This is a genomic window from Pseudomonas sp. AC252 (assembly GCF_979258105.1).
Window position 1 is genome coordinate 4,568,053 of the sequence record NZ_OZ409837.1, and the last position, 24,635, is coordinate 4,592,687.

Annotated in this window: 20 protein-coding genes and 1 pseudogene; 10 read left to right on the forward strand and 11 right to left on the reverse strand. The window is 60.8% G+C overall.

Annotated features, from left to right (window positions below):
• Positions 1–40: 40 nt before the first annotated feature.
• On the forward strand, positions 41–2,245 hold the full coding sequence (locus ACZZZ4_RS21015; protein WP_463548659.1) for an OsmC domain/YcaO domain-containing protein: 2,205 nt from the start codon (positions 41–43) through the stop codon (positions 2,243–2,245).
• Positions 2,246–2,462: 217 nt separating this feature from the next.
• On the opposite strand, the gene ACZZZ4_RS21020 is transcribed toward ACZZZ4_RS21015, so the two are convergent.
• From ACZZZ4_RS21020 to ACZZZ4_RS21030, 3 genes are all read right to left on the reverse strand, one after another.
• Positions 2,463–2,957: a PaaI family thioesterase gene (locus ACZZZ4_RS21020; RefSeq protein WP_463548660.1), complete on the reverse strand. Its 495-nt coding sequence runs from the start codon at positions 2,955–2,957 to the stop codon at positions 2,463–2,465.
• An 8-nt stretch (positions 2,958–2,965) separates the two neighbouring features.
• A complete protein-coding gene (locus tag ACZZZ4_RS21025; RefSeq protein WP_039758745.1) occupies positions 2,966–4,123 on the reverse strand; it encodes a GGDEF domain-containing protein in 1,158 nt (385 codons plus the stop codon).
• A gap of 105 nt (positions 4,124–4,228) precedes the next feature.
• A complete protein-coding gene (locus tag ACZZZ4_RS21030) occupies positions 4,229–4,477 on the reverse strand; it encodes a hypothetical protein (protein ID WP_129998743.1) in 249 nt (82 codons plus the stop codon).
• Positions 4,478–4,643: 166 nt separating this feature from the next.
• On the opposite strand from ACZZZ4_RS21030, the gene ACZZZ4_RS21035 reads away from it, so the two are divergent.
• Together ACZZZ4_RS21035 and ACZZZ4_RS21040 are read left to right on the forward strand one after the other, a co-directional pair.
• On the forward strand, positions 4,644–5,285 hold the full coding sequence (locus ACZZZ4_RS21035) for an ATPase (protein ID WP_463548661.1): 642 nt from the start codon (positions 4,644–4,646) through the stop codon (positions 5,283–5,285).
• An 86-nt stretch (positions 5,286–5,371) separates the two neighbouring features.
• Positions 5,372–5,713, forward strand: a complete 342-nt coding sequence (locus tag ACZZZ4_RS21040; RefSeq protein ID WP_463548662.1) for a hypothetical protein — start codon at positions 5,372–5,374, stop codon at positions 5,711–5,713.
• Positions 5,714–6,523: 810 nt separating this feature from the next.
• On the opposite strand, the gene ACZZZ4_RS21045 is transcribed toward ACZZZ4_RS21040, so the two are convergent.
• The 4 genes from ACZZZ4_RS21045 to ACZZZ4_RS21060 form a co-directional block, all read right to left on the reverse strand.
• Positions 6,524–7,480, reverse strand: coding sequence for a 2-hydroxyacid dehydrogenase (locus ACZZZ4_RS21045; RefSeq protein WP_463548663.1), 957 nt, complete (start codon positions 7,478–7,480; stop codon positions 6,524–6,526).
• Between the two features lie 31 nt (positions 7,481–7,511).
• Positions 7,512–8,270, reverse strand: coding sequence for an SDR family oxidoreductase (locus ACZZZ4_RS21050; RefSeq protein ID WP_463548664.1), 759 nt, complete (start codon positions 8,268–8,270; stop codon positions 7,512–7,514).
• A 31-nt stretch (positions 8,271–8,301) separates the two neighbouring features.
• The gene (locus ACZZZ4_RS21055) at positions 8,302–8,994 is read right to left on the reverse strand and encodes a fumarylacetoacetate hydrolase family protein (protein ID WP_463548665.1); all 693 of its coding nucleotides are present in this window, start codon (positions 8,992–8,994) and stop codon (positions 8,302–8,304) included.
• Positions 8,995–9,093: 99 nt separating this feature from the next.
• A complete protein-coding gene (locus ACZZZ4_RS21060) occupies positions 9,094–10,443 on the reverse strand; it encodes an MFS transporter (protein WP_463548666.1) in 1,350 nt (449 codons plus the stop codon).
• A gap of 550 nt (positions 10,444–10,993) precedes the next feature.
• On the opposite strand from ACZZZ4_RS21060, the gene ACZZZ4_RS21065 reads away from it, so the two are divergent.
• Positions 10,994–11,926: a helix-turn-helix transcriptional regulator gene (locus ACZZZ4_RS21065; protein ID WP_039758730.1), complete on the forward strand. Its 933-nt coding sequence runs from the start codon at positions 10,994–10,996 to the stop codon at positions 11,924–11,926.
• A gap of 8 nt (positions 11,927–11,934) precedes the next feature.
• On the opposite strand, the gene ACZZZ4_RS21070 is transcribed toward ACZZZ4_RS21065, so the two are convergent.
• From ACZZZ4_RS21070 to ACZZZ4_RS21085, 4 genes are all read right to left on the reverse strand, one after another.
• Positions 11,935–13,128 carry a GAF domain-containing sensor histidine kinase gene (locus ACZZZ4_RS21070; protein WP_463548667.1) on the reverse strand — a complete coding sequence of 398 codons (1,194 nt, stop codon included), beginning with the start codon at positions 13,126–13,128 and terminating at the stop codon, positions 11,935–11,937.
• A gap of 127 nt (positions 13,129–13,255) precedes the next feature.
• Entirely contained in the window at positions 13,256–15,424 is a 2,169-nt protein-coding gene (locus tag ACZZZ4_RS21075; RefSeq protein WP_463548668.1) for a TonB-dependent siderophore receptor, read from the reverse strand.
• 285 nt (positions 15,425–15,709) lie between these two features.
• Positions 15,710–16,549: a glutathione-dependent disulfide-bond oxidoreductase gene (gene yghU / locus ACZZZ4_RS21080; RefSeq protein ID WP_463548669.1), complete on the reverse strand. Its 840-nt coding sequence runs from the start codon at positions 16,547–16,549 to the stop codon at positions 15,710–15,712.
• A 232-nt stretch (positions 16,550–16,781) separates the two neighbouring features.
• On the reverse strand, positions 16,782–17,285 hold the full coding sequence (locus ACZZZ4_RS21085) for a cupin (protein WP_463548670.1): 504 nt from the start codon (positions 17,283–17,285) through the stop codon (positions 16,782–16,784).
• A 180-nt stretch (positions 17,286–17,465) separates the two neighbouring features.
• On the opposite strand from ACZZZ4_RS21085, the gene ACZZZ4_RS21090 reads away from it, so the two are divergent.
• The 6 genes and pseudogenes from ACZZZ4_RS21090 (at position 17,466) to ACZZZ4_RS21115 (ending at position 24,632) form a co-directional block, all read left to right on the forward strand.
• Complete coding sequence (locus ACZZZ4_RS21090; protein WP_039758713.1) at positions 17,466–19,253, forward strand: thiamine pyrophosphate-requiring protein; 1,788 nt, start codon at positions 17,466–17,468, stop codon at positions 19,251–19,253.
• A 10-nt stretch (positions 19,254–19,263) separates the two neighbouring features.
• A complete protein-coding gene (locus ACZZZ4_RS21095; RefSeq protein ID WP_463548671.1) occupies positions 19,264–20,001 on the forward strand; it encodes a DUF72 domain-containing protein in 738 nt (245 codons plus the stop codon).
• 74 nt (positions 20,002–20,075) lie between these two features.
• A pseudogene (locus tag ACZZZ4_RS21100) lies at positions 20,076–20,962 on the forward strand (Dyp-type peroxidase).
• A gap of 9 nt (positions 20,963–20,971) precedes the next feature.
• Positions 20,972–21,937 (forward strand): Gfo/Idh/MocA family protein, encoded by a 966-nt coding sequence (locus tag ACZZZ4_RS21105; protein WP_463548672.1) that lies wholly within the window; start codon positions 20,972–20,974, stop codon positions 21,935–21,937.
• 215 nt (positions 21,938–22,152) lie between these two features.
• Positions 22,153–22,905 (forward strand): GntR family transcriptional regulator, encoded by a 753-nt coding sequence (locus tag ACZZZ4_RS21110; protein WP_039758705.1) that lies wholly within the window; start codon positions 22,153–22,155, stop codon positions 22,903–22,905.
• A complete protein-coding gene (locus ACZZZ4_RS21115; protein WP_463548673.1) occupies positions 22,902–24,632 on the forward strand; it encodes a fumarate reductase/succinate dehydrogenase flavoprotein subunit in 1,731 nt (576 codons plus the stop codon). Before ACZZZ4_RS21110 ends, ACZZZ4_RS21115 begins: the two co-directional genes overlap by 4 nt.
• Positions 24,633–24,635: the final 3 nt, after the last annotated feature.

Sequence of the window (24,635 nt, forward strand, 5' to 3'; positions counted from 1 at the left end):
AATGGCCGCCATTCGTTTAGCCGTATTCTGGTAATCCCGCATGGAAATCAAGGTCAACTTTCTCGACAACCTTCGACTTGAAGCCAAGTTCGACGACTTCACGGTGATCGCCGATCAGCCAATTCGCTACAAGGGCGATGGCTCGGCACCGGGGCCGTTCGACTACTTCCTGGCGTCGTCGGCCTTGTGCGCGGCTTACTTCGTCAAGCTGTACTGCGACACCCGCAACATTCCGACAGAGCACATTCGCCTGTCGCAGAACAACATCGTCGACCCGGAAAACCGCTACAACCAGATCTTCAAGATCCAGGTTGAATTGCCCGCCGACATCTCGGACAAGGATCGCCAGGGCATCCTGCGTTCCATCGACCGCTGCACGGTCAAAAAAGTGGTGCAGACCGGCCCCGAGTTCATCATCGAAGAAGTCGACAACCTCGACGCCGATGCCCAGGCCTTGTTGATGCCGCAGTCCGATTCCCAGGCGGGCACCTACATTGCCGGCAAGGACCTGCCGCTGGAACAGACCATCGCCAACATGTCGAAGATCCTTGCCGACCTCGGCATGAAGATCGAAATCGCCTCGTGGCGCAACATCGTGCCGAACGTCTGGTCGCTGCATATCCGCGATGCGCATTCGCCGATGTGCTTTACCAACGGCAAGGGCGCGACCAAGGAAGGTGCACTGGCCTCGGCGCTGGGCGAGTTCATTGAGCGCCTCAATTGCAACTTCTTCTATAACGACCAGTTCTGGGGCGAAGACATCGCCAATGCCGAATTTGTGCATTACCCGGACGAGAAATGGTTCAAGCCGGGTGCGAAGGACGAGTTGCCGGGCGAGATTCTCGACGACTATACCCTCGGCATTTACAACCGCGACGGCGAGTTGCGCGGTTCGCACCTGTACGACACCAACTCCGGCAACACCCAGCGCGGTATCTGCTCGCTGCCGTTCGTGCGCCAGTCGGACGGTGAGGTGGTGTACTTCCCGTCCAACCTGATTGAAAACCTCTACCTGAGCAACGGCATGAGCGCCGGCAACACCTTGGCCGAAGCGCAGGTGCAGTGCCTGTCGGAAATTTTCGAGCGCGCCGTCAAACGCGAAATCCTCGAAGGCGAAATGGCCCTGCCGGACGTACCGCAAGAGGTACTGGAGAAATATCCGAGCATCCTCGCCGGCATCAAAGGCCTGGAAGAGCAGGGCTTCCCGGTGCTGGTCAAGGACGCCTCGCTGGGCGGTGAATTCCCAGTGATGTGCGTGACCCTGATGAACCCGCGCACTGGCGGCGTCTTCGCTTCCTTCGGCGCGCACCCGAGCCTGGAAGTCGCGCTGGAACGCAGCCTGACCGAACTGCTTCAGGGCCGCAGCTTTGAAGGCCTCAACGACTTGCCGCAGCCGACGTTCTCAGGGCAGGCAGTGACTGAACCGAACAACTTCGTCGAGCACTTCATCGATTCCAGCGGTGTGGTGTCGTGGCGCTTCTTCAGCGCCAAACCAGACTTCGAATTTGTCGAGTGGGACTTCTCAGGCCAAGGCGAAAACTCCAACGCCGAAGAAGCCGCGACCCTGTTCGGCATCCTCGAAGACATGGGCAAGGAAGTCTACATGGCGGTCTACGAGCACATCGGCGCCAAGGCCTGCCGCATCCTCGTGCCGGATTACTCGGAGATCTACCCGATCGAAGACCTGATCTGGGACAACACCAACAAAGCCCTGCAATTCCGCGCCGACATCCTCAATCTGCACAACCTCAGCAAGGTTGGCCTGCGCAATCTGGTCCAGGGTCTGGAACGCAGCGAGCAGGATGACTACACCGATATCACCACGCTGATCGGCATCGAGTTCGACGACAACACACCGTGGGGCAAGTTGACGATTCTCGAACTGCGCCTTTTGATCTACCTCGCGCTGCAAAAGTTTGACGAGGCGAAGGATCTGGTCGAGGCGTTCCTGCAATACAACGACAACACTGTTGAGCGCGGCTTGTTTTATCAGGCTGTGAATGTGGTGCTGGAAATGGAGCTGGACGACGATCTCGAACTGGAAGACTTCGAGGCCAACTTCCGTCGGATGTTTGGCGACGAGCGCATGGATGCGGCGATTGGTTCGGTCAATGGCAGCGTGCGCTTTTACGGTTTGACACCGACGAGCATGAAGCTGGAAGGGCTGGATCGGCATTTGCGCTTGATCGAGAGCTATAAAAAGCTGCATGCGGCGCGGGCGGGTGTGGCGGCTTTGTCGCGTTGAAGAGCTGGCTCAGAATGCTTCGCTTTCGGCTTGAGTGTGGCTGCGTGGCTTGAACCGCAGCCCCTCACCCCAGCCCTCTCCCGAGGGAGATGGAGCCGATCCATGTGTTTTTCAATATTCGCGTTCGACTCGGTTTGCCAGGTCGGCGTATCTAGACCAAACACCGCGGTCAGTTCCCTCTCCCTCCGGGAGAGGGCTAGGCTGAGGGGCTTTGGCTTTAGCGGCCATGCGCTGCATCCGCCAACTGCCCCGTATCCACCCGCACAAACACTGAATCACCCACCGCCGTCAGCACTTCCCCGGCATACACCTCGCAAATCACCCGGGTCTTGCGCCCGACCTCACCTTCGACCCGTGCACGCAAGAGCAGCGGTACGCCCATGGGCGTCGGTTTGATGAACTTGATCCCGAGGTTGCCCGTCACGCAGTCGATGCGCGGCAGGCTGCCGGCTTTGCGATTTTCTGCGCGGTAGTGCCAGGCCATGGCGGTCCAGTTGGAGTGGCAGTCGACCAGCATGGCGATCAGCCCGCCGTAGACCAGATCCGGCCAGCCGCAGTATTGGGCTTCGGGCACGTGTTCGGCGATCACGTGGCTGCCGTCTTCGTCCCAGCGACTCTTGACGTGCAGGCCTTGCGGGTTGCGGCCGCCGCAGCCGTAGCAAACGCCGTCGGGGGCGGCGAGGTCTTGCAGCGGGGTGTCGTGGCTGGACATGGTGTGGGTCATCCTGAAATGGCGAGGCCGGACAGGCGCAAGCGGTTGCGGCCGCCACGTTTGGACTCGTAGAGCGCGGCATCGCCAAGTTCGATCAGCGCATCCAGACTGGCTGGTGGTTTGTCGAACAGGGTGGCGCCGATGCTCAAGGTCACCGCAGCGGACGTGGGATAGGTGTGCGACGCCAGGGCCAGAAACTGTTCGCGCAAGGCATTGCCCAGTTCAAGGATAGCTTCGGGCGAAGCGTTGTTGAGCAACATCAAAAACTCATCGCCACCCAGGCGCGCAGTCAGCGCATTGGCCGGTAGCTGGGCACGGATCATCTCGCTCAAAGCGATCAGCAAGCGGTCGCCAGCGATGTGCCCATACTGATCGTTGACCAGTTTGAAGTTGTCGATGTCGATCAACAGCAGCGCACCCGGGCGTTGCGGGCCTACGCTGGCGAGCAGGCGTGGCGTGCGTTTTTCCAGGGCGCGGCGGTTGTAAAGGGCGGTGAGCGGATCGCGCTCGGCGAGGCGGGCGATCTGCTTTTCCCGGCGATAACGCTCGGTGCCGGTCATCGACAGCGCAATCAACATGATCGCCATGGCGCCTTCGACCAGTGAAATCTGGATGATCTCGCCACGAAACGCCGCCAGATCGATCAGCGTGCCGGGGATCACTACGGTCAGAGCCTTGGCCACATAAAAGATGCCATGGGCGAGCAGCACAAAGCGCAGTTGCACCGCGCCGACGCTCAGTGACTTGCCGTGCGGACGCAATAGCGAACTGGCCTTGAGTGTCGGAAGCGCCACCAGCAGCGAGTTGGCCACCAGCATGGCCTTGGACCACAGCGGTCCGTCCGGCAACATCAACATGATCAGCCACGTTGCGAAAACCAGGTACCACGCCGGCGACAGTCGGGTCTGGGTGAAGCGCGCGACGCCGAGCAGGAAAAAGAAGTGTGCAGTCACCAGCAGACCGTTGGCGAACCAGATGCCCAGCAGCAGAAAACCGCTGCTGCGCAGCAGGGCGAGGGTAGAACCGATGGTGATGGTGGCGAAACCGGCGCTCCAGAACAGTAGCGAAGGCTCACGGATGCTGCGCCATTCGACCGCCAGATACAGCGCGGCAGCGGCTGCGAGGGCGATCGTGATGGTCAGCATCGTTGGCGGGTCGAGCGGCATTTCCGGGCAGGCCTGTATGTATGGCAATAGGCCTGCGATTGTAAGCGTTTGGTCAGGTTTTTCGCAGGGGGCGCGTCGCCGGGCAGACCACTGGCGCTCCGGCGGTCACTCCTGGGCGGTCAGCCATGTGTCAATAACGCGGCGATCGAGCTCTTCCCAATAGGCCATGCCCAGCACTCGCGTGGTGTTGAGCCCGCGCAGGTAACCGCGCAGTTGCTGGGCGGTGTCGCGGATCAATGGCTTGTCACGCGCATTTTTGTCCAGCAGGACGCTTTCGTACTGCATCAGGTATTCGGCTACGCGCTCGCGATATTCGGGCAGCACGGCATCACGGATCAGATCAAACGTTCTCAAGGCGAGACCCTCATCATTTTTCTTGGTTTGCGCAGTGTGCATCAGTCTGCGCGGCACGCAACTATTGCTGGAAGTAATAGTGACCATCAAGAAACGCAAGTTCTGCTTTGCCAGCGATCGGCGGAAAATCGCCTCCATCGAAGACGCAGCTCAAGGAAATTGCGCGATGAACATTCTGACTCGACTGGCAATGATCGCCCTGCTGATGGGCGGGGTGGTTACCGCACCGGCTTACGCAGACGACGCCCGGTCGTGTCACCTGCAACCCATCGCTGCCAGCGCCTCGGCGTTGCAGCACACGCAGACCGTAGGTGTATTGCTCAGCGAAAGCACGCTGCAGAACCTGCAATACCTGGAGCGCTACCACGACATGGCGTTGAACGGCGCGAAAGATGCGCTGGATTCGCGAATCCGCGACGCCTTTGTCGGCAGCTCCGACCCGGAACTGGCGCTCGACTGGCTGGTGAGTTCGCTGCAGCAACAGTTCGTCTCGGTGACCGTTTACGACAACCTGGATGAACTGCTTCAGGCCCATCCGAATGTGGTGGTCAAGCTCGACACCTTCAATCGCTTGCTGACCCAACGCAACAGTCTCGTCGAGGCGCGCTTCTCTGCACGGTTCTACGACGCCGACCTGCAATACATCGGCAAGGCCGAGGGCGCAATCGAGCAGGAGTTGCCTTCGGTCTGGGTGCATGACCGTGCGGCGCCGCAAATCGCCGCGCAGATCAATCAGCAGCGTGACCTGCAACTCAATGCGCTGAAGCAATTCGATGTGTCGCTCAAGGCCTTGGTGGCGTCGAGCTGATTCTCCAAAAATTGAATGGCAGCGGCGATGCCGTGAAGTCGAACCGTTGCCGGTTGAACCGAACCTTTATTTTCAGGATTTACCCCATGCGTCCTTTATTCGTGCCAGCCATGGCTTTTGTTTCCCTGTTGCTCGCCGGTTGCGCTTCAGCGCCGAACGATCCGACGCTGACGTTGCAGACCAGCAAAACGCCGGCGCAGTACGCCGATTGCGTGGTGCCGAAGTTGCAGGGCAGTGCGTTGAACCCGGCGGTTTCGCAGAATCAGCGCAGTTATCGGATTGTGGTGCCGAGCAAGGTGTCGGCGGACAACGTGCTGGAGGCGTACAAGGCGGGGAAGGGCGGCAAGGTGTTCATTTATGAGCGGCATTTGCTGGCGTCGAATCTGTTGCCTTCGAGTTTTGAGCGGGCGGCTCAGGAGTGCATTTGATCTGAGCGCTTGACGGGTTTTGACAGAGCTCCTTTGGTTGGCCGCAACCAACCAATTTTTTGGCCCCACACTGGTTATCGGTTGTGGGGCTTTTTTTGGGACTTGGCGGCCTTTGGGCCGACCATGCTTGGGGGGTTTTGGGTGAATATCCGTTTTTTGGGTGTTGCGGGTGGCGGTTTCGCCCTTACGGCGAGTCCCTTTTGGCAAACGCCCCAAAAGGAACCAAAGGTCTTCGCCCTGACGTTCGGCCCGCTCGCTGGGGCTCGGGGTTCCTTCGCTCCGGGATCGATCCTGGCGCAGCGGCTACGGTTTGCTTCGCTGCACCTCCTTCCGCTGTGTACGACTGCGTCGTACGGTCGCTGCGCTCCCACCCCCGGATCAATCCCTCCACTCAGCCTGCCGACGGGCTCCAGGATCAAAAGCTTTACTCGAGCTTGCGCTCATTGTATTGAGTGGTGAAAAGCGATGGGGTCTGCTTTTGCATTTCTGTGGGAGCGAGCCTGCTCGCGAAGGCGGCCTGACAGCCGACCTGTTCTTGAGCGGAACGCGATCCAACTGGAGCTGCCGAAGGCTGCGATCTTTGATCTGGCCTTCGCTTTTGCTTTTCCGTTGAGAGCAAGCCTGCATTGGACGTTGGGTGTTGACCAATTCCTGTTCACGCCACAAAAACCTGTGGGAGCTGGCTTGCCAGCGAAGGCGGCCTGACAGACGCCCCATTTCTCACTGAATGTACGCAATCAAACCTGTGGGAGCGAGCCTGCTCGCGAAGGCGGTATGTGCCGCGATCACGAACAGCGCTCCGGAACCCGTTCACCCAGTCACACACCCAACCGGCACTTTCCCCGCAAACGTATCAACCAGACTGGCCACCACCATTTCCCCCATCCGCGTGCGAGTCTGCAATGTTGCGCTGGCCCGATGCGGTTGCAGCACCACTTGTTCATTACCAAACAACGCTTCAGGCACATTCGGCTCATCGACAAACACATCCAGCCCAGCCCCGGCAATTTCACCAGCCGCAAGCGCGGCAACCAGGTCCGCTTCGTTCACCAGTTTGCCCCGCGCGACGTTGATCAGGTAACCGTCCTTGCCCAGCGCTTGCAGCACTTGCGCATCAATGATCGCTTCGCCCTTGTCCGCCGCAGCGGCGAGGATCAGGGCGTCGCTGTCGCGGGCCAGTTGTTTGAGGTCGGCGATGAAGGTGTGGGGGACGTCGCTCATCGGTTGCAGGTCGGTGTAGCTGATCGGGCAGCCGAAGGCGGCGGCGCGGGTGGCGATGGCGCGGCCGACGCGGCCCATGCCGACGATGCCGATGCGCATGCCGGAGACTTGTCGGGCCAAGGGCAGCGGGGCGAGTGGGGTCGGGCTTTGTGGCCATTGGCCGGAGCGGACGTAGCGGTCGCTGGTGCACAGGCCTCGACAGACCGAGATGAGCAGGCCGATGGCGAGGTCGGCGACGTCTTCGGTGAGGGCGCCGATGGTGGCGGTGACGCGGATGCCACGGTCGCGGGCGTAGGCCAGGTCGACGGCGTCGGTGCCAACACCATTGACCGCCACCACTTCAAGGTTCGGCAGTTGCGCCATCAACGCCTGGCTGATGCCGGTGTGGCCGCCCGTTATAACGCCGCGAATGTTGGCGCCGTGTTCTTTTATATAGGCGGCTTTGTCCGGTTGCTGGAAGTAGCGACGTACGGTGAACAGTTCGTCCAGACGCGCGTTGATTTCCGGGATCAGGATCGGGCTCAGTTGCAGGATTTCTGGCTTCATGGCTACCTCGTTACGCAATAAAAAGGCCGGCTCAACCGCGGCCGGCAAACGGCATGGCGCTGGCCATGACGGTCATGTTCAGGACGTTGGCCGATAGCGGCAGGCCGGCGATGTAGCGCACCGCATCGGCGACGTGTTTGACGTCGACCATTGGCTCGACGGCGATGCTGCCGTTAGCCTGGCGCACGCCTTTGGTCATGCGCACCGACATTTCCGTCAGGGCATTGCCGATGTCGATCTGGCTACAAGCGATGTTGAATTCGCGGCCGTCCAGCGCCAGGGATTTGGTCAGGCCGAGCACGGCGTGTTTGCTCGCGGTGTAGGCGCTGCTGAACGGGCGCGGGGTGTGTGCCGAGATTGAACCGTTGTTGATGATCCGCCCGCCCTGCGGCTGTTGTTTACGCATCAGCCCGAACGCGCCGCGAGCGCAGAGGAAGACGCCGTTGAGGTTGGTGTCGATCACGTTGCGCCATTGCTCGAAGGTCAACTCGTCCAGCGGTACGGCGGGGGCGTTGACGCCGGCGTTGTTGAAGACCACGTCGAGGCGGCCGTAGACCTCGGCAATGGTCGCGAACAGCACGTCGACACTGTCCGGATCGCGCACGTCGGTGGGGACCGCCAGTGCTTGGTGGCCCTGGCTCTGCGCCAGTTCGACCAGCGCCTGCAAAGGCTCGGGCCGGCGGCCGGCGAGCACGAGGGTGAAACCGTCGGCCATCAGGCCCAGCGCCACGGCGCGGCCAATGCCACTGCCGGCGCCGGTGACCAGCGCGACTTTCAAAGGGGTATTCATATTGTTGTTCTCCTTTTTCTGAACCGCTGGGTCAGGGCCGTGGGCCGACGCGCATTTCCAATTCGCCGATGCCGTCGATGCCGGCGCTAATCACATCGCCCGGTTGCAGACTGTCAACGCCGGCGGGGCTGCCGGTCATGATCAGGTCGCCGGCGCGCAGGGCCACCGATTGCGAGATGCGCGCGATCACTTCACTGACCGACCAGATCTGGCTGTCGAGGTTGTCGCGCTGGCGTTCTTCGCCGTTGACGTTCAGCCACAACTCGCCTTCGGGATGGCCAGAATGGCTAACCGGGACCACGGCGGTCATCGGCGCGGCGCCGTCAAACACCTTGGCGCCTTCCCACGGCAAGCCGTTGCTCTTGGCCGCGCGTTGCACATCGCGGCGGGTCAGGTCGAGGCCGGCGGCGTAGCCCCAAACGTAGGCGAGCGCTTGATCCTCCGGGATATTGGCGCCGCCTTCACCGATGGCCACGACCAGTTCGATTTCGTGAACGAAGTCCTCGCACACCGAGGGGAAAGCGACGTCGCCGAGCGCATCGACCACGCAACTTGCCGGTTTCATGAAGAACACCGGCGGCTGGCGCGATTGGCCTTGCGAGTCCGGCCACGGGTAGTTGCGGCCGACACAGAACACGCGGCCGACGGGGAAGCGCTGCTCGGTGCCGAGGACCGGCAAGGTCACCGGCAGATCCGGGGTAAAGACGTATTCAGTCATGTTCATCCTGCGGGTCATCCTGTTTGAAAGGGCAGCGTACGGCGGCTGGCGTCGGTTAAGTTGGACGAAAGCCGCCTGCGTTTGGACAAATCCGGGTTATTCGCCTCAGCGCACCTTCAGCTCGATGCGATACAGGCGCCCGAGCAGCAACGAGTAGGAGAGGGTGCCGATCAGTGCCACGCCGCCGATAAACCAGAAGGCATAGGCGAAGGTGCCGGTGGCGTGGACGATGGCGCCGATCACGATCGGCGTGACGATGCCGCCGATGTTCGCCGCCAGGCTGGTAATGCCGCCGGTGAGGCCGATCAGCTCTTTCGGCGCCACTTCCGACACCGCCGCCCACGACGAAGACGCGATGCCTTGGGCGAAGAAAGCGATGGTCAGCACGGCGATGCAGATCAGGTTGGAGTCGGTGAAGTTCACCAGCACGATCGACATGCCCAGCATCGAACCGACCACCAGCGGCAATTTGCGCGCAAACGACATCGAGTAGCCGCGACGGATCAGCAGGTCGGAAACGATGCCGGCCAGCAGGATTCCCACGGTCGCACCGACGAAGGGCAGCACGGCGAAGATCCCGGCCTTGATCATGGTCAATTTGCGCTCTTCAATCAGGTAGGTCGGGAACCAGGTGAGGAAGAAATACAGCGCCGAGGTGCTGGCGAACTTGCCGATGCAGATCGCCCAGATCTGCCGATAGCTGAACAGCTCGGCAATCTGCCGCCAGTTGAAACGGGTGCGCTCCTGGCTGCTCTTGACCAGACCGCCGCCGGTTTCGATGTACTTCAATTCTTCCTGGCTGACTTTCTTGCAGTTCAGCGGGTCGCGATACAGGTACAGCCACAACACACCGAAAACGATGCCGAGTGCGCCGGTGCTGTAGAACACGTGGCGCCAGTCGAAGGTGGTCGCCAGCCAAAGCAGCGCGCCGGTGAACAGCGCTGTGCCGAGGTACTGGCCGCACACGTAGATGCTGCTGGCCATCCCGCGTTCCCGCGCCGGGAACCACACCGTCACCGAGCGGCTGTTGGCCGGAAAAGCCGGGGCTTCCATGGCGCCGACCGCCAGGCGCAGGCCGAACAGCGAGGCAAACCCCGTGGCGAAACCCTGACAGACAGTGACCGTCGACCAACTGATCAGCGATACGCCGTAGGTGAAGCGCGAGCCGAACCGGTCAGCGATAAACCCCGCCGGCACCAGCGCCAGCGCATAGGTCCAGGCGAAGGCGGAAAAAATCAGGCCCATCTCGATCTTGTCCAGTCCCAGGTCCTTGGCCATGAACGGCGCGGCGATCGAGATGTTCACCCGGTCGATGTAATTGATGATCGTCGCGATCAGCAGCAACGACAGCATGAACCAGCGCCGCCGCGTAGGCAGACGCTGCGTCGTAACGGCATCGCGTGCGCCGGCTATCACCGGCGGCACAGTGGCACTGGAGGAATGGGAGTTGGACATGCGGAGACCTCGTTATTGTTAGTAGAGTCGAGATTTTTCGAGCAGCCGATGCCGTTGCCCGCAACGTGTGGGGCAATGCAAGCGAACGGGTTGCAGCGCGGGTTTCAGACGTTCAGGAACGTCTTTGTGCGATTGACTTCAAGGGGAGGTCGGGCGGGGCGGCGAGGGGAAATAGCAGGATCATGACGTGCGCACCTTTGATTGTTTTTGAAAGAGGTTGGGCTGCGTTGGTCATTACAGTGGTCGTACAACGGTTCTAAATCAACCGATGGGTTAGAACGTTTTTTCTTCACAAAAGCCGGTTTGGCGAACGTGTCCAAAAAATAAATGCGTTAAGTTTTAATAATTCTGATTAGGAATATTTCATAAGATTTTGAAATTAATCACTTTGTGTTGATCTTCGACTATTTCTGCTTTTGGACAGGCGCATTGCCACTCCATCGGCAGAAAAAACTCCAGGTACCCTCGTCATCGTATGACTGATTGCCGACCACCGCTCGACCCTGCAAGATGACAAGCGCCACCTCACTGCCCGGAGGACCTCCTGCCCATGTCTTCACCCAGCCGTATTCCGACCTACGTCATGCAGCAACGCAGCGAATTGACCGATTTCTACATTCGCGACAAAAAGGGTCGGCGCGCCGAAACCGCTCCTCATCGGCATGAGTACTTCCAGATCCAGATCAACCTCGGCGGCGACACCGTGCAGCACATCGGCAGCGTCCAGCGGCCATTCCCGCGCAACACCCTGGCGTTCATCCTGCCGCACCGCGTACACGTGATTCCGCATCCCGAGGACAGCAATTTCATCGTCATCAATTTTTCCCAGACGTTCCTCTTGCCGCACCTGCAATGCGACCCGATGGACCTGGAAGAAGTGTCGATCCTGCTCGCGCCGGAGCTGTCGCCGTTCCGCTTTCAGGAGCATCTGGATTTCATTTTGGGCGATGAGGATTTCGCTCAGGTTTGTGGCCTGATCGAGCAGATGCGCGCACTTGATGAGAATCGTCAGTTCGGCACGCGGGAAATGCTCAAAGGGCTCTTGCTGCAGATGATCGGTAGCGTGTGTTTTCTCTATGCCGAACCGCTCAAGCGTCTGGCGGAAGAGAATGCCGCCGAGAACAGCCGTCGCGACGCCTTGAGCCGCATGTTCGAATACTTGCGGAAGAACATCGCCGATCCTGATCTCAACCTGATCAAAGTCGCCGCTGCGACCTATCTGTCACCGACCTACCTGACGCACTGGCTGCGCAAGGAAATCGGCAAGACCTTCACCGAACTGGTGCTGGAGCGGCGCATGCACGCCGCGCGCAATTTCCTCCTCAACAGTACGCGTTCGGTGGGCGAAGTGGCGCGATTGTGCGGGTTCGCCGATGAGGCTTATTTCTCCCGGCGTTTTCGCCAGATTCACGGCCAGCCACCGGGCCAGTTTCGTCGCCGCCAGCTCAACCCGGACACGCCGCAGACGCCATTGAATACTTAGACCGGCGCTCAGACCCACTTGAAGCGCGCAGGGAAGCGCGCGACAAAGCAGGTGCCCGCTTCACGGTCGGACGTCACGCTCAAGGTGCCGTTGTGCGCATTGGCAATTTGCCCAGCGATGTACAACCCCAGTCCCAGCCCTTCGTTGCGTTGGCCTGCTTCGGAACGGGAAAACGGTTCGAACAGCAGCGGCATCAGCGCTGGCGGGATTGGTGTGCCCTGATTGGTCAACGAAATAACGATCTCGTCGCCCTCGGCAAAGGCTTTGAGCACGATCGGTTCGGCCGTGGAGCCGTGGGTCACGGCGTTGCCCAGCAGATTCGACAACAGTTGGCTGATGCGCAGCGGGTCGCAATAAACCCCGGTCGGCACTTCAAGCGAATCAATAAACGTCGCCTGCGGGTACGCCACCCGAATTTCGTCCAGGGTCTGGCGCAACGTTTGCTGCAAATCATCGACCAGTTTGCGCTGCACCGGAATGCCACTGCCAAGCCGACCCCGGGCGAAGTCGAGGATGTTTTCGATCAGCACGCCCATGCGCACCGAGCTGGTGCGGATCGCCGACAACAGCGTACGCGAGCGCTTGTCCTCGGCTTTGCTTTGCAGCAGATCGGCGCTCATGCGAATAGCGCTGAGCGGCGTACGCAAGTCATGGCCCAATACGGCAATGAATTGCTCGCGCAGACGGCCCAATTCGTTGGCATCGGCCAGCGCGGTTCTGGTTGCGTGCAGATGACCTTGGGTGTCCAGGCTCATTGCGATCAACTGGGCGAAGAGGGTCAGGGTCTTTTCGATGGCCGGGTCGTCAAGGTTTGCCGGAACCGAATCAATGGCGCACAGCGTGCCGAAAAACTCGCCATCGGCCTTGATGATGGGAATGGAAATGTAGCTTTCCAGACCGTAGGTTTTCGGCGTGTGGTGCGTGGAGAACAGCGGGTGCTGGCTGGCATGGCCGAAGATCACCGGCTGATGGTGCTGACGGATTTCATGGCAAATCGTCGATTCCAGCACCAGCTCGCCGCCAGGCAACAGGCCGAAGTCGATCGAGTCATCCACGGCGCAGGCGATCCACTTGCTCTCGGTAACCCGCGCTACGGCGGCGAAGCGCATGCCGGTCATGTGCTTGACCATGCTCAGGATCACCGGCACGGCGTCAATGCTGCCGATGGCTTCGAGGTCGGAGGAGAAATCTGTCTGGGGCATGGCCGGCGCTTCGCGAAAGTGTCGCCAGAGACTATCGGTAATTCCCGGCCATGCCTAATGAACATGCAAAAAAGGGCGCCGGGAAAAGTCCCGGCGCATTTGGCGTTACTTGCTGACCACTATCGACTCAGAACTTGTACTTTGCGGTCATCATGTAGCTGCGCGGCGTGCCGTAGTTGTCGGTCGAGCCCCAGGTCACGTCGGTGCCGATGGAGGAGTAGTACTTGCGATCAAAGATGTTGTTGGCGTTGACCTGCAGGTCGAGGTGCTTGTTGACCTCGTAACCGGCCATCAAGTCGGTGGTCGCATAGCCACCCTGTTGCAGGCGATAGCTGCTGCCATTGGCCAAAGCGATGTCGTTGTACATGCGGCTCTGCCAGTAGACGTTGCCGCCCACGCGCAGTTTTTCCAGCGGGCCTTGGAAGCGGTACACGGTCGAGACCTTGAACAGGTGCTCGGGCATGTCGGTGTCGAATTTCTGATTATTGTTGGCCGGGTTTTCGTCCTTGATGTAGTGGGCGCGGGTGTAGGTGTAGCCGGCGCCGACTTGCCATTGCTCGGTCAGCGCACCTTGCAGTTCCATGTCCACGCCTTGGGCGCGAACCTTGCCGGAGGTTTCGTAGCAGGTCAGTTCCGGGCAGCCGAGCTGGGTCGCCGCCTGGGTGGCGCGGTTGGTCTGGTCCATCTGGAACACCGCGAGGCTGCCGTTCAGCGCACCGTCGAAATATTCGCCCTTGATACCGACCTCATAGTTTTCACCAACGATCGGCTCCAGCACTTTGCCGCCGAGATCTTTCTGGGTCTGCGGGGTAAAGATGTCGGTGTAGCTGGCGTAGACCGAGTGATGGTCGTCGAGTTTGTAGATCAGGCCGGCGTAACGGGTCAGGTTGCGCGTGACTTTGAAGTCGCCGTCGGCGCTGCGATCGTCGTAGTCATACCAGTCCAGACGACTGCCGAGAATCAACGTCAGCGGGTCGGCCAGGCTCAAGCGAGTAGTCAGGTAAACCGCATCCTGAGTGGTGACGTTGCGCGACTTGCCGCTACGGACGAAGTCAGGTTTTGGCGCGGCGATCGGCAGGCCGGTGTCGTAGGGCGAGTATTCCTTGGTGGTGGCGTCGTACACGCGATTGCTCGCGCCGACCACCAATTCGTGGGTACGGCCGAACGCTTCGAACGGGCCGCTGGCGAAACCGTCGAAGGCGCGTTGCTTGTCGGTGTGGTGCGACTGGTAGGCGGTGGTTTCCAGCGGGCCGTCGTAACGCGACAGGTACGTGCCGGAAAATTCACCCTCGAGGGTCGACGTCGAGCCGCCGAGGTGCAGTTTCCAGTCGTTGTCGAAACGGTGTTCGACTTCACCGAACACGGTGTCGACCTGCAGCTTGCGGTTTTCCCAATCGGTGCCCGGGTAAGTGGAGCGGGGCAGATCGAGATGATGACCGTTTTCGCCGATCGGCAGGCCGCCCCAGAAATAGTTGGTCTGATCGTTCTGCCGGGAGAAACCCAGGGTCGCGGTGGTGCTTTCGCTCAGGTCGGCTTCACCGATGGCGTAGAACAGGCCGTGATCGTTTTCTTCCTTGTCGCGGAAGCTGTCGGCGCCCTGGTACGACGTCACCACGCGGCCACGCAGGGTGCCGCTTTCGTTCAGCGGGCTGGAGGCATCGACTTCGCCACGGTAGTCATCCCAGCTGCCGGCGGCGCCAGTGAGGGTCACGCGCTGATCAGCGGTCGGGCGTTTGCGCACCATGTTGATCGCCGCCGACGGGTTGCCGGCACCGGTGACCAGGCCGGTTGCGCCACGTACGATTTCCACTCGGTCGAACATCGCCAGGTTCGGTTGCACGGCCAAAGTGAACGGCGAATACGAGCTGGGCAGGCCGTCGTACATGATGTTGTCGATGTCGAAACCGCGCGCCTTGTAAGTCTGCCGGCCCGGGCCGCTGGCCTCGCTGAGGAACAGCCCCGGCGTGCCGCGCACCACGTCGTTGACGCTGGTCATGTTCTGATCGTCCATGCGCTGGCGAGTGATCACCGTCACCGCCTGCGGCGTTTCGCGCATGGTCAGCGACAGCTTGGTCGCCGTCTGCATCGGGCCGGTGGTGTAGGACTGTGTGTCTTCGGTGGTGCTGCTCATCTGCGTGGCGCCGATTTCGGTCGCTTGCAGTTCCAGCGGGCCATTGGCTGGCGCAGTGGGTGCGGTTTCTTCGGCCAGCGCAGGTGCGATGCTGGCCATGCCGATGGCGATTGCGAGGAGGTTAGGTGAGAGGTTCGAACGGCGGTGGATCGTGTGAAACGACATCTATCTGCTTCCCCAGATTACCCAAACGAAACTGATGCGAGTGCATGTAAGAACTATTCGCATTAGTATGTAGGAAGTTTCTGAGGGAATAAACCCGTACGGCTCAGTTAGTTAATGAATCTTTCACAATTGAATCGATGCTCTCGTGAAAACGAATGTGGGAGCGGGCTTGCTCGCGAAAGCGTCGTGTCAGCCAACACATTTGTTGAATGACACGACGCTTTCGCGAGCAAGCCCGCTCCCACAGTTTTTACCTGGTGGTCGGTCAGACAGACCGCGTCTGGTTCAATTCAGATCTTCTGCCCCATGCCGCTCCGGCACCTGGCTGTCTTCATCGCCCCAGGTGCGGTTCACCCGTTGCCCACGGATGACCGCCGGCCGCTTGGCGATTGCTTCCGCCCAGCGCTGCACATGGGTGTACTCATGCGCCGCGAGAAACTCCGCTGCCGAGTAAACGTTGTTGCGCACCAGTTGCCCGTACCAGGGCCACACGGCGATGTCAGCGATGGTGTACTCGTCGCCGGCCAGGTAGGCGTTGTCGGCGAGACGGCGGTTGAGCACATCCAGTTGCCGTTTGGCTTCCATGGTGAAGCGGTTGATCGGGTATTCGAGCTTCTCCGGCGCATACGCGTAGAAATGCCCGAAGCCACCACCCAGGTACGGCGCCGAGCCCATTTGCCAGAACAGCCAGTTGAGGGTTTCGGTACGACCGGCCGGATCCTTTGGCAGCAAAGCGCCGAACTTTTCCGCCAGGTACAGCAGGATCGAACCGGACTCGAACACCCGGATCGGCGGCTCGACGCTGCGATCCAGCAGCGCCGGAATCTTCGAATTGGGATTGACCTCGACAAAGCCGCTGGAGAACTGATCGCCCTCGCCAATGCGGATCAGCCAGGCGTCGTATTCGGCCTCGCTGTGCCCGAGTGCAAGCAGCTCTTCGAGCATGATGGTGACTTTGACGCCGTTGGGCGTGGCCAGCGAATACAGCTGCAACGGATGCTTGCCGACCGGCAGCTCTTTGTCATGAGTCGGCCCGGCGATCGGGCGGTTGATGCTGGCGAAGTGGCCGCCGGACGGGGCTTCGTGTTTCCAGACCTTGGGCGGAACGTAAGACGCATTGCTCATGAAACGGACCTCGTCGATGCTGGGAGAGAACAGGTAGACACCGTATCTCGAAAGGATTGAGAACACTACCTTGTGGGAGCTGGCTTGCCAGCGATGACGGCGGCACATCCAGCATCAATATTGGCTGACCCACCGCAATCGCTGGCAAGCCAGCTCCCACAGGTTCGGAGTCAGGCACAAATCTCCCGTGGGAGCGAGCCTGCTCGCGAAAGCGTCGGCAGGGTCGCCGCGCCTAACGGCTCCAATACTGCCCAACCGCACCCCCGACTCCCTGCACCGGATCGGTCTCAGGAAACGCCAGCCCCTCGATCCGCGCCAACTGCGCATCACTCGGCGCGGCCCGGCAGATATCCGCCTGCTGCCCCGGCGGATAAGCACCTACCACCAGAAAATCCTCGCTCGAGCCCAGATTGCAGTGCCCGGTCCCGGCCGGCAGCAGCAATACATCCCCGGCACTGACGTCGACCACTTGCCCATCAGGCCCTCCCAACATCAACCGCGCCTGACCGGCCGCCACGCCAAGCACTTCATGGCCTTCGGTGTGGTAGTGGTGATAGTCATAAATGCCGTAGCGCCACTGCGCCGGCCAGCCGTTGGCGCCGAACGTCTGCTCGAAGCGCGCCGCCGGATCGTCGCCTTCAACGGCAATCGCGCTGCGATAGATCAGCACCGGCAAACGCGGATTGTTCGGTACCCAGTCATGGCGTTCGAGCAGCAGGGTTTGTACTTCAGTCATGGCCCATTCTCCTTCGATCATTTCTCAATCGACCGCAGGGCAGGGCACTCGCCTCAAAAAATCATGGCTGCGTAAACATGGGGCCAGGGCCCATGCCCACACAATCCATCGAAACTTCATCGCTAAGCGGGCTGTCCAGACCCTTACATGTCCATGCACCGGCAAATGGCGAGGGTCAAGATGACGATGACAGTAGGGGATTTTCTGGTTGAACGGCTCAGCGAATGGGGCGTGACACGAATTTTTGGCTATCCGGGCGATGGCATCAACGGCGTGTTCGGCGCCATGAGCCGGGCCAAGGGCAAGATCGAATTCGTCCAGGCACGGCACGAGGAAATGGCTGCGTTCATGGCCTCGGCCCACGCCAAGTTCACCGGCGAGCTGGGCGTGTGCATCGCCACCTCCGGTCCCGGCGCTTCGCACTTGATCACCGGCCTCTACGATGCGCGCATGGACCACATGCCGGTGCTGGCCATCGTCGGTCAGCAGGCGCGCACGGCGCTGGGCAGTCACTACCAGCAAGAGCTGGATCTGGTGTCGATGTTCAAGGATGTTGCCGGCGCGTTCGTGCAGCAGGCTTCGGCGCCGTCGCAAGTGCGCCATCTGCTTGATCGCGCGGTGCGTACCGCTGTCGGCGAGCGCCGCGTCACCGCGCTGATTCTGCCCAACGACTTGCAGGATCTGCCTTACGAACAACCGGCGCGCGCCCATGGCACCGCGCATTCCGGCGTCGGTTACAGCAAGCCGAAAGTCGTTCCGTATGTAGCCGATCTGCAACGCGCCGCCGAGGTACTGAACAGCGGCGAGAAAGTCGCGATTCTGGTCGGTGCCGGTGCGCTGGAGGCGACTGATCAAGTCATCGCCGTGGCAGAAAAACTCGGCGCCGGTGTCGCCAAAGCGCTGCTGGGCAAAGCCGCATTGCCCGATGATTTGCAGTGGGTCACCGGCAGCATCGGCCTGCTCGGCACCGAGCCCAGCTACAAGCTGATGAGCGAGTGCGACACCTTGCTGATGATCGGATCGGGCTTCCCGTATTCCGAATTTCTGCCCAAGGAAGGCCAGGCGCGCGGCGTTCAGATCGATCTGCAGCCGGACATGCTCAGCCTGCGTTATCCGATGGAGGTCAATCTGGTCGGCGATTCAGCAGAAACCCTCGCCGCGTTGCTGCCGCTGCTGGAACAGAAGACCTCGAACAAATGGCGCAAGAAGATCGAAGGCTGGCGCAGCAGTTGGGAGAAAACCTTGGAAAAACGCGCCATGGCCAAAGCCGATCCGGTCAATCCGCAACGGGTGGTCTATGAGTTGTCACCGCGTTTGCCCGAGCAGGCCATCATTACCAGCGACTCCGGCTCCTGCGCCAACTGGTTCGCCCGCGATCTGAAAATCCGTCGCGGCATGAAATGTTCGTTGTCCGGTGGCCTGGCCTCGATGGGCGCGGCGGTGCCCTATGCGATCGCGGCGAAATTTGCTTACCCGGAACGCCCGGTCATTGCCCTGGTCGGCGACGGCGCGATGCAGATGAACAACATGGCCGAGCTGATCACCGTCGCCAAATACTGGCGCCAGTGGCAAAGCCCCAAATGGATCTGCGCGGTGTTCAACAATGAAGACCTCAACCAAGTCACCTGGGAGCAGCGGGTGATGGAGGGCGATCCGAAGTTCGAAGCGTCGCAGAGCATCCCGGACGTGCCATATCACCTGTTCGCGATCTCCATTGGCCTCAAGGGCATTTTCGTTGATCGCGAGGAAGAGGTCGCCGCTGCGTGGGAACAGGCACTCGCCTCGGAAGTGCCGGTGCTGATCGAGTTCAAGACCGACCCGAACGTGCCGCCGCTGCCACCGCACATCAAGCTTGAGCAAGCGAAGAAATTCGCCACGACCCTGCTCAAGGGCGATCCGGACGAAGCCGGGGTGATCGTGCAGACCGCCAAGCAGGTACTGGGCGCCGTGTTGCCCGGGAAGAAATGACGGTGTGCGCTTGAACGATTCAACCCTCTACATCGGTTGCGCCGGCTGGAGTCTCGCTCGCGAGCACTGGCCGGCATTCCCCGCCGAGGGCACGCACCTGCAACGCTACGCCGCGCGCTTCAACTGTGTGGAGATCAACAGCTCGTTCTACCGCCCGCATCGCCGTCAGACCTACGAACGCTGGGCCGACTCGGTGGCGCCGGACTTTCGCTTCGCAGTGAAAGTGCCGAAGCTCATTACCCACGAGCAACGGCTGGCGGGCAGCGCGGCCGCGCTCGATGAGTTTCTCGGACAGTGCCAGGGCTTGGGTGATCGACTCGGCTGCCTGCTGGTGCAACTGCCACCGAAACTGGCGTTTGAGGCGCCGGTAGCCGAGGCTTTCTTCCGGACCTTGCGCGAGCTTTTTCAAGGCCGCGTGGTGCTGGAGCCGCGACACGAATCCTGGACGGGCGCTGAGGCCATGCTGGTGGACCTGCAGATTGCCCAGGCGGTGGTCGATCCCTCGCGGATCAGCACCGACACCGCGCCGGGTGGCTGGCAAGGCCTGCAGTATTGGCGCCTGCACGGCTCGCCACGGATTTATCACAGCGCTTATGACGCGGCTTATTTGCAGCAGCTTGCTCAGAACCTGCAGAGCGCGAAGGCTGAAGGCAAAGACATCTGGTGCATCTTCGACAACACCGCCAGCGGCGCTGCCACGGCCGATGCGCTGGCTTTGAAGGCCTTGATCGAAGGCGTCGAACGCTGAACGACGACGCTCTCGCCACCCACACAAACCATCCGGCTACAGGTAAACTCCGCGCACTTTTTCAAGGAGTTCACATGAGTTACTACCAGCCGGGCATTCTCGCCACCCTGTTCCTGCGCAAGCACGTCATCTGTTTTTCGCCATGGCGTCGGTTGAAGCCTTGCCGCAAGCGATCGACAGCCTGCTGATGCTGGTGGATGGCAAGTCGGCGGTGCTCGGTTTTGGTGAGTCGTTGACCAAGGCGCTGAATGTCGAAATCGCCGGCCTGCGCAGCTTCCCGGCGCTGACCGGCGTGGGCGTGAACAACCCGTCGACCCAGCATGCCCTGTGGATCTGGTTGCACGGTGTCGACCGGGGTGAGTTGCTCAACCGTTGCAACGCTATTGAAGCCGCGCTGGCCCCGGCCTTGCGTCTGGTCGAGATGCAGGAAGCCTTCCGCCACATGGACGGCCACGACCTCACCGGGTACGAGGACGGTACGGAAAACCCCTACGATGACGCCGCCGTCGCCGCCGCGCTGCTAAGCTCCGGCGCTGACGGACTGGTCGGCGGCAGCTTCGCCGCGATCCAGCAATGGCAGCACGACCTCAAGGGTTTTCATCGCCTGTCTGCCGGCGCCAAGGACGACATCATGGGGCGGCGCTTGAGCGATAACGAAGAAATCGACGACGCGCCGATTTCCGCCCACGTCAAACGCACCGCGCAGGAGAGCTTCGCGCCGGAAGCGTTCGTTGTGCGCCGTTCGATGCCGTGGATCGAAGGCGATCGCGCTGGTTTGATGTTCCTCGCTTTCGGTTTCTCGCTGGATGCCTTCGAAGCGCAACTGCGGCGCATGAGCGGTCTGGAGGACGGTATCGCCGATGGCTTGTACCAGATCAGCCGACCAATCACCGGCGGTTACTACTGGTGTCCGCCACTCAAGGACGGACGCCTTGATCTGCGCGCGTTGCGCATCGGCTGAGGACTGCCTATGAACGTGGTGCGCTGGGGCATGATCGGTTGCGGCAGCGTCGCTGAACGCAAGAGCGGGCCGGCCTTCTACAAGGCCCCCGGTTCGGCGCTCGTCGCGGTGATGGGCCGACGCCCTGAAGCGGTGACCGATTACGCCGCGCGCCATGGCATCAGCCGCGTCTATACCGACGTCGATGCGCTGATCAACGATCCCGAAGTCGACGCGGTGTACATCGCCACACCGCCCGACAGCCACCACGCCTACAGCCTGAAAGTCGCCGCCGCCGGCAAGCATTGCTGCGTGGAAAAGCCCATGGCGCTCAACGCCGGGCAAAGCCGCGAGATGCAGCAAGCGTTTGTCGCTGCCGGTCTGCACTTGTTCGTCTCCTATTACCGCCGCTCGCTGCCGCGCTTTGCCCAGGTACGGCAATGGCTGGAGGAGGGGCGCATCGGTGATGTCCGCCATCTGAGCTGGACACTGACCAAAGCGCCGTCGCCGGCTGATCTTGAAGGTCGGGAGAATTGGCGTACCGATCCGGCGGTGGCCGGCGGCGGCTACTTTGCCGACTTGGCCAGCCATGGCCTGGACCTGTTCCAGTATCTGCTTGGCGACATCGTTGAAGTCGCCGGTTTCACCGCGCGTCAGGCAGGTCTGTACGCGGCGGAAGATGCGGTCAGCGCCACTTGGCGATTCGCCTCCGGGGCGCTGGGCATGGGTTGCTGGAACTTTGTTGCGGACCGGCGTGAGGACCGTGTCGAGATTATTGGCAGCAAGGGACGCATCGGTTTTTCCGTGTTCGACGAGCATCCGGTGCAGCTGTTTGCCGATGAGCAAATCAGCCTGGAAATTGCCCATCACGAACATATCCAGTGGCATCACGTGCTGGGGATGAATGCGCATATTCGGGGTGAATCACAGCACCCCGCCGTGGCCGAGCAAGCCGTCAAGTCCGACTGGGTCATGGATCAGATACTCAAACGCTGAGTAGACCACGACCGCTTGTGGGAGCGAGCCTGCTCGCGAAAGCATCCTGTCAGTCAGTATTTTGGTGACTGACACACCGCTTTCGCGAGCAGGCTCGCTCCCACAGATTTTGCCAGCGCAACACGCATCTAAGGTTATGCCCAAACAATATTTCTCAATCTCGTCATAACAACTCTAAGATCACGTCATAACTCGTTATAACAAGTGATCCCGCGATGACCGATAACGTTCTCTCCCTCAGTAGCGTTCCGCTGCACACCCAACTGCGTGATGTCTTGCGTGCGCGGATTCTCGACGGTGAATACCCGCAAGACAGCCAGATGCCTTCCGAAAGCGAACTGGGCGCGCTGTTCAAAGTCAGCCGCATCACCGTGCGCCAGGCACTGGGTGATCTGCAAAAGGAAGGGCTGATCTTCAAGATCCACGGTAAGGGTACCTTCGTTGCCAAGCCGAAAACCTTTCAAAACGTCAGCAGCCTGCAAGGCCTCGCCGAGTCGATGACCGGGCGCGGCTACGAGGTGATCAACCGCCTGCGCAGTTTCAAATTCATTCCGGCCGACAAGCGCGTGGCCGAGCGTCTGCAAGTGACCGAAGGCGAGATCGTCGCGCAGATCAAACGCGTGCGCCTGATCAACCGCGAGCCGATCTCGCTGGAAATCACCTACCTGCCCAAAGCCGTCGGCGAGCGGCTGGAGAAGGCCGATCTGGTTACCCGCGACATCTTTCTGATCCTGGAAAACGACTGCGGCATTGCCCTCGGCCACGCCGATCTGGCCATCGACGCGGTGCTGGCCGACAGCGACCTGACCCAGGCGCTCAACGTCGAAGCGGGCTCGCCGATCATGCGCATCGAGCGTCTGACCCACGACGCCCTAGGCCAGCCGCTGGACTTCGAACACCTTTATTACCGTGGCGATGCGTTCCAGTACCGCCTGCGGATCGACCGGCAAAAAGGGGAGCAGGCATGACCCGTAACGTTCTAGAACAGGAATACGACATCGTTGTGATTGGCGGTGGTACGGCCGGGCCGATGGCGGCGATCAAGGCCAAAGAGAAGAACCGCGATTTGCGCGTGCTGCTGGTCGACAAGGCCAACGTCAAACGCAGCGGCGCGATCAGCATGGGCATGGACGGTTTGAACAACGCGATCATCCCGGGGCATTCCACGCCGGAGCAGTACACCAAGGAAATCACCATCGCCAACGACGGCATCGTCAATCAGGCCGCGGTCTACGCCTATGCGACGCACAGTTTTGAAACCATCGAACAACTCGACCGCTGGGGCGTGAAGTTCGAGAAGGACGAAACCGGTGACTACGCGGTGAAAAAGGTTCACCACATGGGCGCTTATGTACTGCCAATGCCGGAAGGGCACGACATCAAGAAAGTTCTGTATCGGCAGTTGAAACGTGCGCGGGTGAGCATCACCAATCGCCTGGTCTGCACGCGTTTGCTGACCGACGAGGAGGGCGCGGTCAACGGTGTGATGGGTTTCGATTGCCGCACTGCCGACTTCCATGTGATCAAGGCCAAAGCGGTGATCCTCGCCTGCGGCGCAGCCGGACGTCTCGGCCTGCCGTCGTCGGGCTACCTCATGGGCACCTACGAAAACCCGACCAATGCGGGCGACGGCTACGCGATGGCCTATCACGCCGGCGCCGAACTGGCCAATCTCGAGTGCTTTCAGATCAACCCGTTGATCAAGGATTACAACGGCCCGGCCTGTGCCTACGTCACCGGCCCGCTGGGTGGCTACACCGCCAACAACAAGGGCGAACGCTTCATCGAGTGCGACTACTGGAGCGGGCAGATGATGTGGGAATTTCACCAGGAACTGGAAAGCGGCAACGGTCCGGTGTTTTTGAAACTCGATCACCTGGCCGAGGAAACCATCCAGAACATCGAAGAAATCCTGCACAGCAACGAGCGTCCGAGCCGTGGCCAGTTCCACGCCAATCGCGGCACCGACTACCGCACGCAGATGGTTGAAATGCACATTTCGGAAATCGGTTTTTGCAGCGGTCACTCGGCGTCAGGCGTGTGGGTCAACGAGCGTGCCGAGACTTCGGTCAAAGGCTTGTACTCGGCCGGCGACATGGCTGCAGTGCCGCACAACTACATGCTTGGCGCGTTCACTTACGGCTGGTTCGCCGGGCACAACGCCGCAGACTTCGTCGCCGGGCGCGATTTTTCTGCGCTGGACAGCGAACAGATCGCCAAGGAGAAAGCCCGGGTCTATGCGCCACTCGATCGCGCCGACGGACTGCCGCCGGCGCAGGTCGAGTACAAGCTGCGGCGCTTCGTCAACGACTACCTGCAACCGCCGAAAGTGACCAAGAAAATGCAGATCGGGCTGCAACGCTTCAGCGACATCGAGCGCGATCTTGAGCAGATGAAGGCCAACAACGCTCACGAACTGATGCGTGCGATGGAAACCAGCGTGATCCGCGACTGCGCCGAAATGGCCGCCCGCGCTTCGTTGTTCCGCGCCGAAAGCCGCTGGGGCCTGTACCACTATCGCGTCGATCATCCGCAGCGCAACGACGCCGATTGGTTCTGCCATTGTCATCTGAAGAAGGGCGAAGACGGCAAGATGACCAGTTTCAAGAAGGCCGTCGAGCCCTACATCATCCCGCTCGACGCCGAGGAAATGCAGGCCTATGACCGCCTGCGGGTCGGCGCCTTCGCCGCTTGAGAC

Bases quoted from the DNA above. Each gene is read 5' to 3' on its own strand.
- ACZZZ4_RS21045 (WP_463548663.1), bottom strand. From the start codon at position 7,480: ATGAAGCCAGAAATCCTGCAACTGAGCCCGATCCTGATCCCGGAAATC.
- ACZZZ4_RS21075 (WP_463548668.1), bottom strand. From the start codon at position 15,424: ATGTCGTTTCACACGATCCACCGCCGTTCGAACCTCTCACCTAACCTC.
- ACZZZ4_RS21115 (WP_463548673.1), top strand. From the start codon at position 22,902: ATGACCCGTAACGTTCTAGAACAGGAATACGACATCGTTGTGATTGGC.
- ACZZZ4_RS21025 (WP_039758745.1), bottom strand. From the start codon at position 4,123: ATGCCGCTCGACCCGCCAACGATGCTGACCATCACGATCGCCCTCGCA.
- ACZZZ4_RS21035 (WP_463548661.1), top strand. From the start codon at position 4,644: ATGAACATTCTGACTCGACTGGCAATGATCGCCCTGCTGATGGGCGGG.
- ACZZZ4_RS21070 (WP_463548667.1), bottom strand. From the start codon at position 13,128: ATGCCCCAGACAGATTTCTCCTCCGACCTCGAAGCCATCGGCAGCATT.
- ACZZZ4_RS21020 (WP_463548660.1), bottom strand. From the start codon at position 2,957: ATGTCCAGCCACGACACCCCGCTGCAAGACCTCGCCGCCCCCGACGGC.
- ACZZZ4_RS21015 (WP_463548659.1), top strand. From the start codon at position 41: ATGGAAATCAAGGTCAACTTTCTCGACAACCTTCGACTTGAAGCCAAG.
- ACZZZ4_RS21090 (WP_039758713.1), top strand. From the start codon at position 17,466: ATGACGATGACAGTAGGGGATTTTCTGGTTGAACGGCTCAGCGAATGG.
- ACZZZ4_RS21105 (WP_463548672.1), top strand. From the start codon at position 20,972: ATGAACGTGGTGCGCTGGGGCATGATCGGTTGCGGCAGCGTCGCTGAA.
- ACZZZ4_RS21110 (WP_039758705.1), top strand. From the start codon at position 22,153: ATGACCGATAACGTTCTCTCCCTCAGTAGCGTTCCGCTGCACACCCAA.
- yghU (WP_463548669.1), bottom strand. From the start codon at position 16,549: ATGAGCAATGCGTCTTACGTTCCGCCCAAGGTCTGGAAACACGAAGCC.
- ACZZZ4_RS21060 (WP_463548666.1), bottom strand. From the start codon at position 10,443: ATGTCCAACTCCCATTCCTCCAGTGCCACTGTGCCGCCGGTGATAGCC.
- ACZZZ4_RS21085 (WP_463548670.1), bottom strand. From the start codon at position 17,285: ATGACTGAAGTACAAACCCTGCTGCTCGAACGCCATGACTGGGTACCG.
- ACZZZ4_RS21055 (WP_463548665.1), bottom strand. From the start codon at position 8,994: ATGAACATGACTGAATACGTCTTTACCCCGGATCTGCCGGTGACCTTG.
- ACZZZ4_RS21040 (WP_463548662.1), top strand. From the start codon at position 5,372: ATGCGTCCTTTATTCGTGCCAGCCATGGCTTTTGTTTCCCTGTTGCTC.
- ACZZZ4_RS21050 (WP_463548664.1), bottom strand. From the start codon at position 8,270: ATGAATACCCCTTTGAAAGTCGCGCTGGTCACCGGCGCCGGCAGTGGC.
- ACZZZ4_RS21065 (WP_039758730.1), top strand. From the start codon at position 10,994: ATGTCTTCACCCAGCCGTATTCCGACCTACGTCATGCAGCAACGCAGC.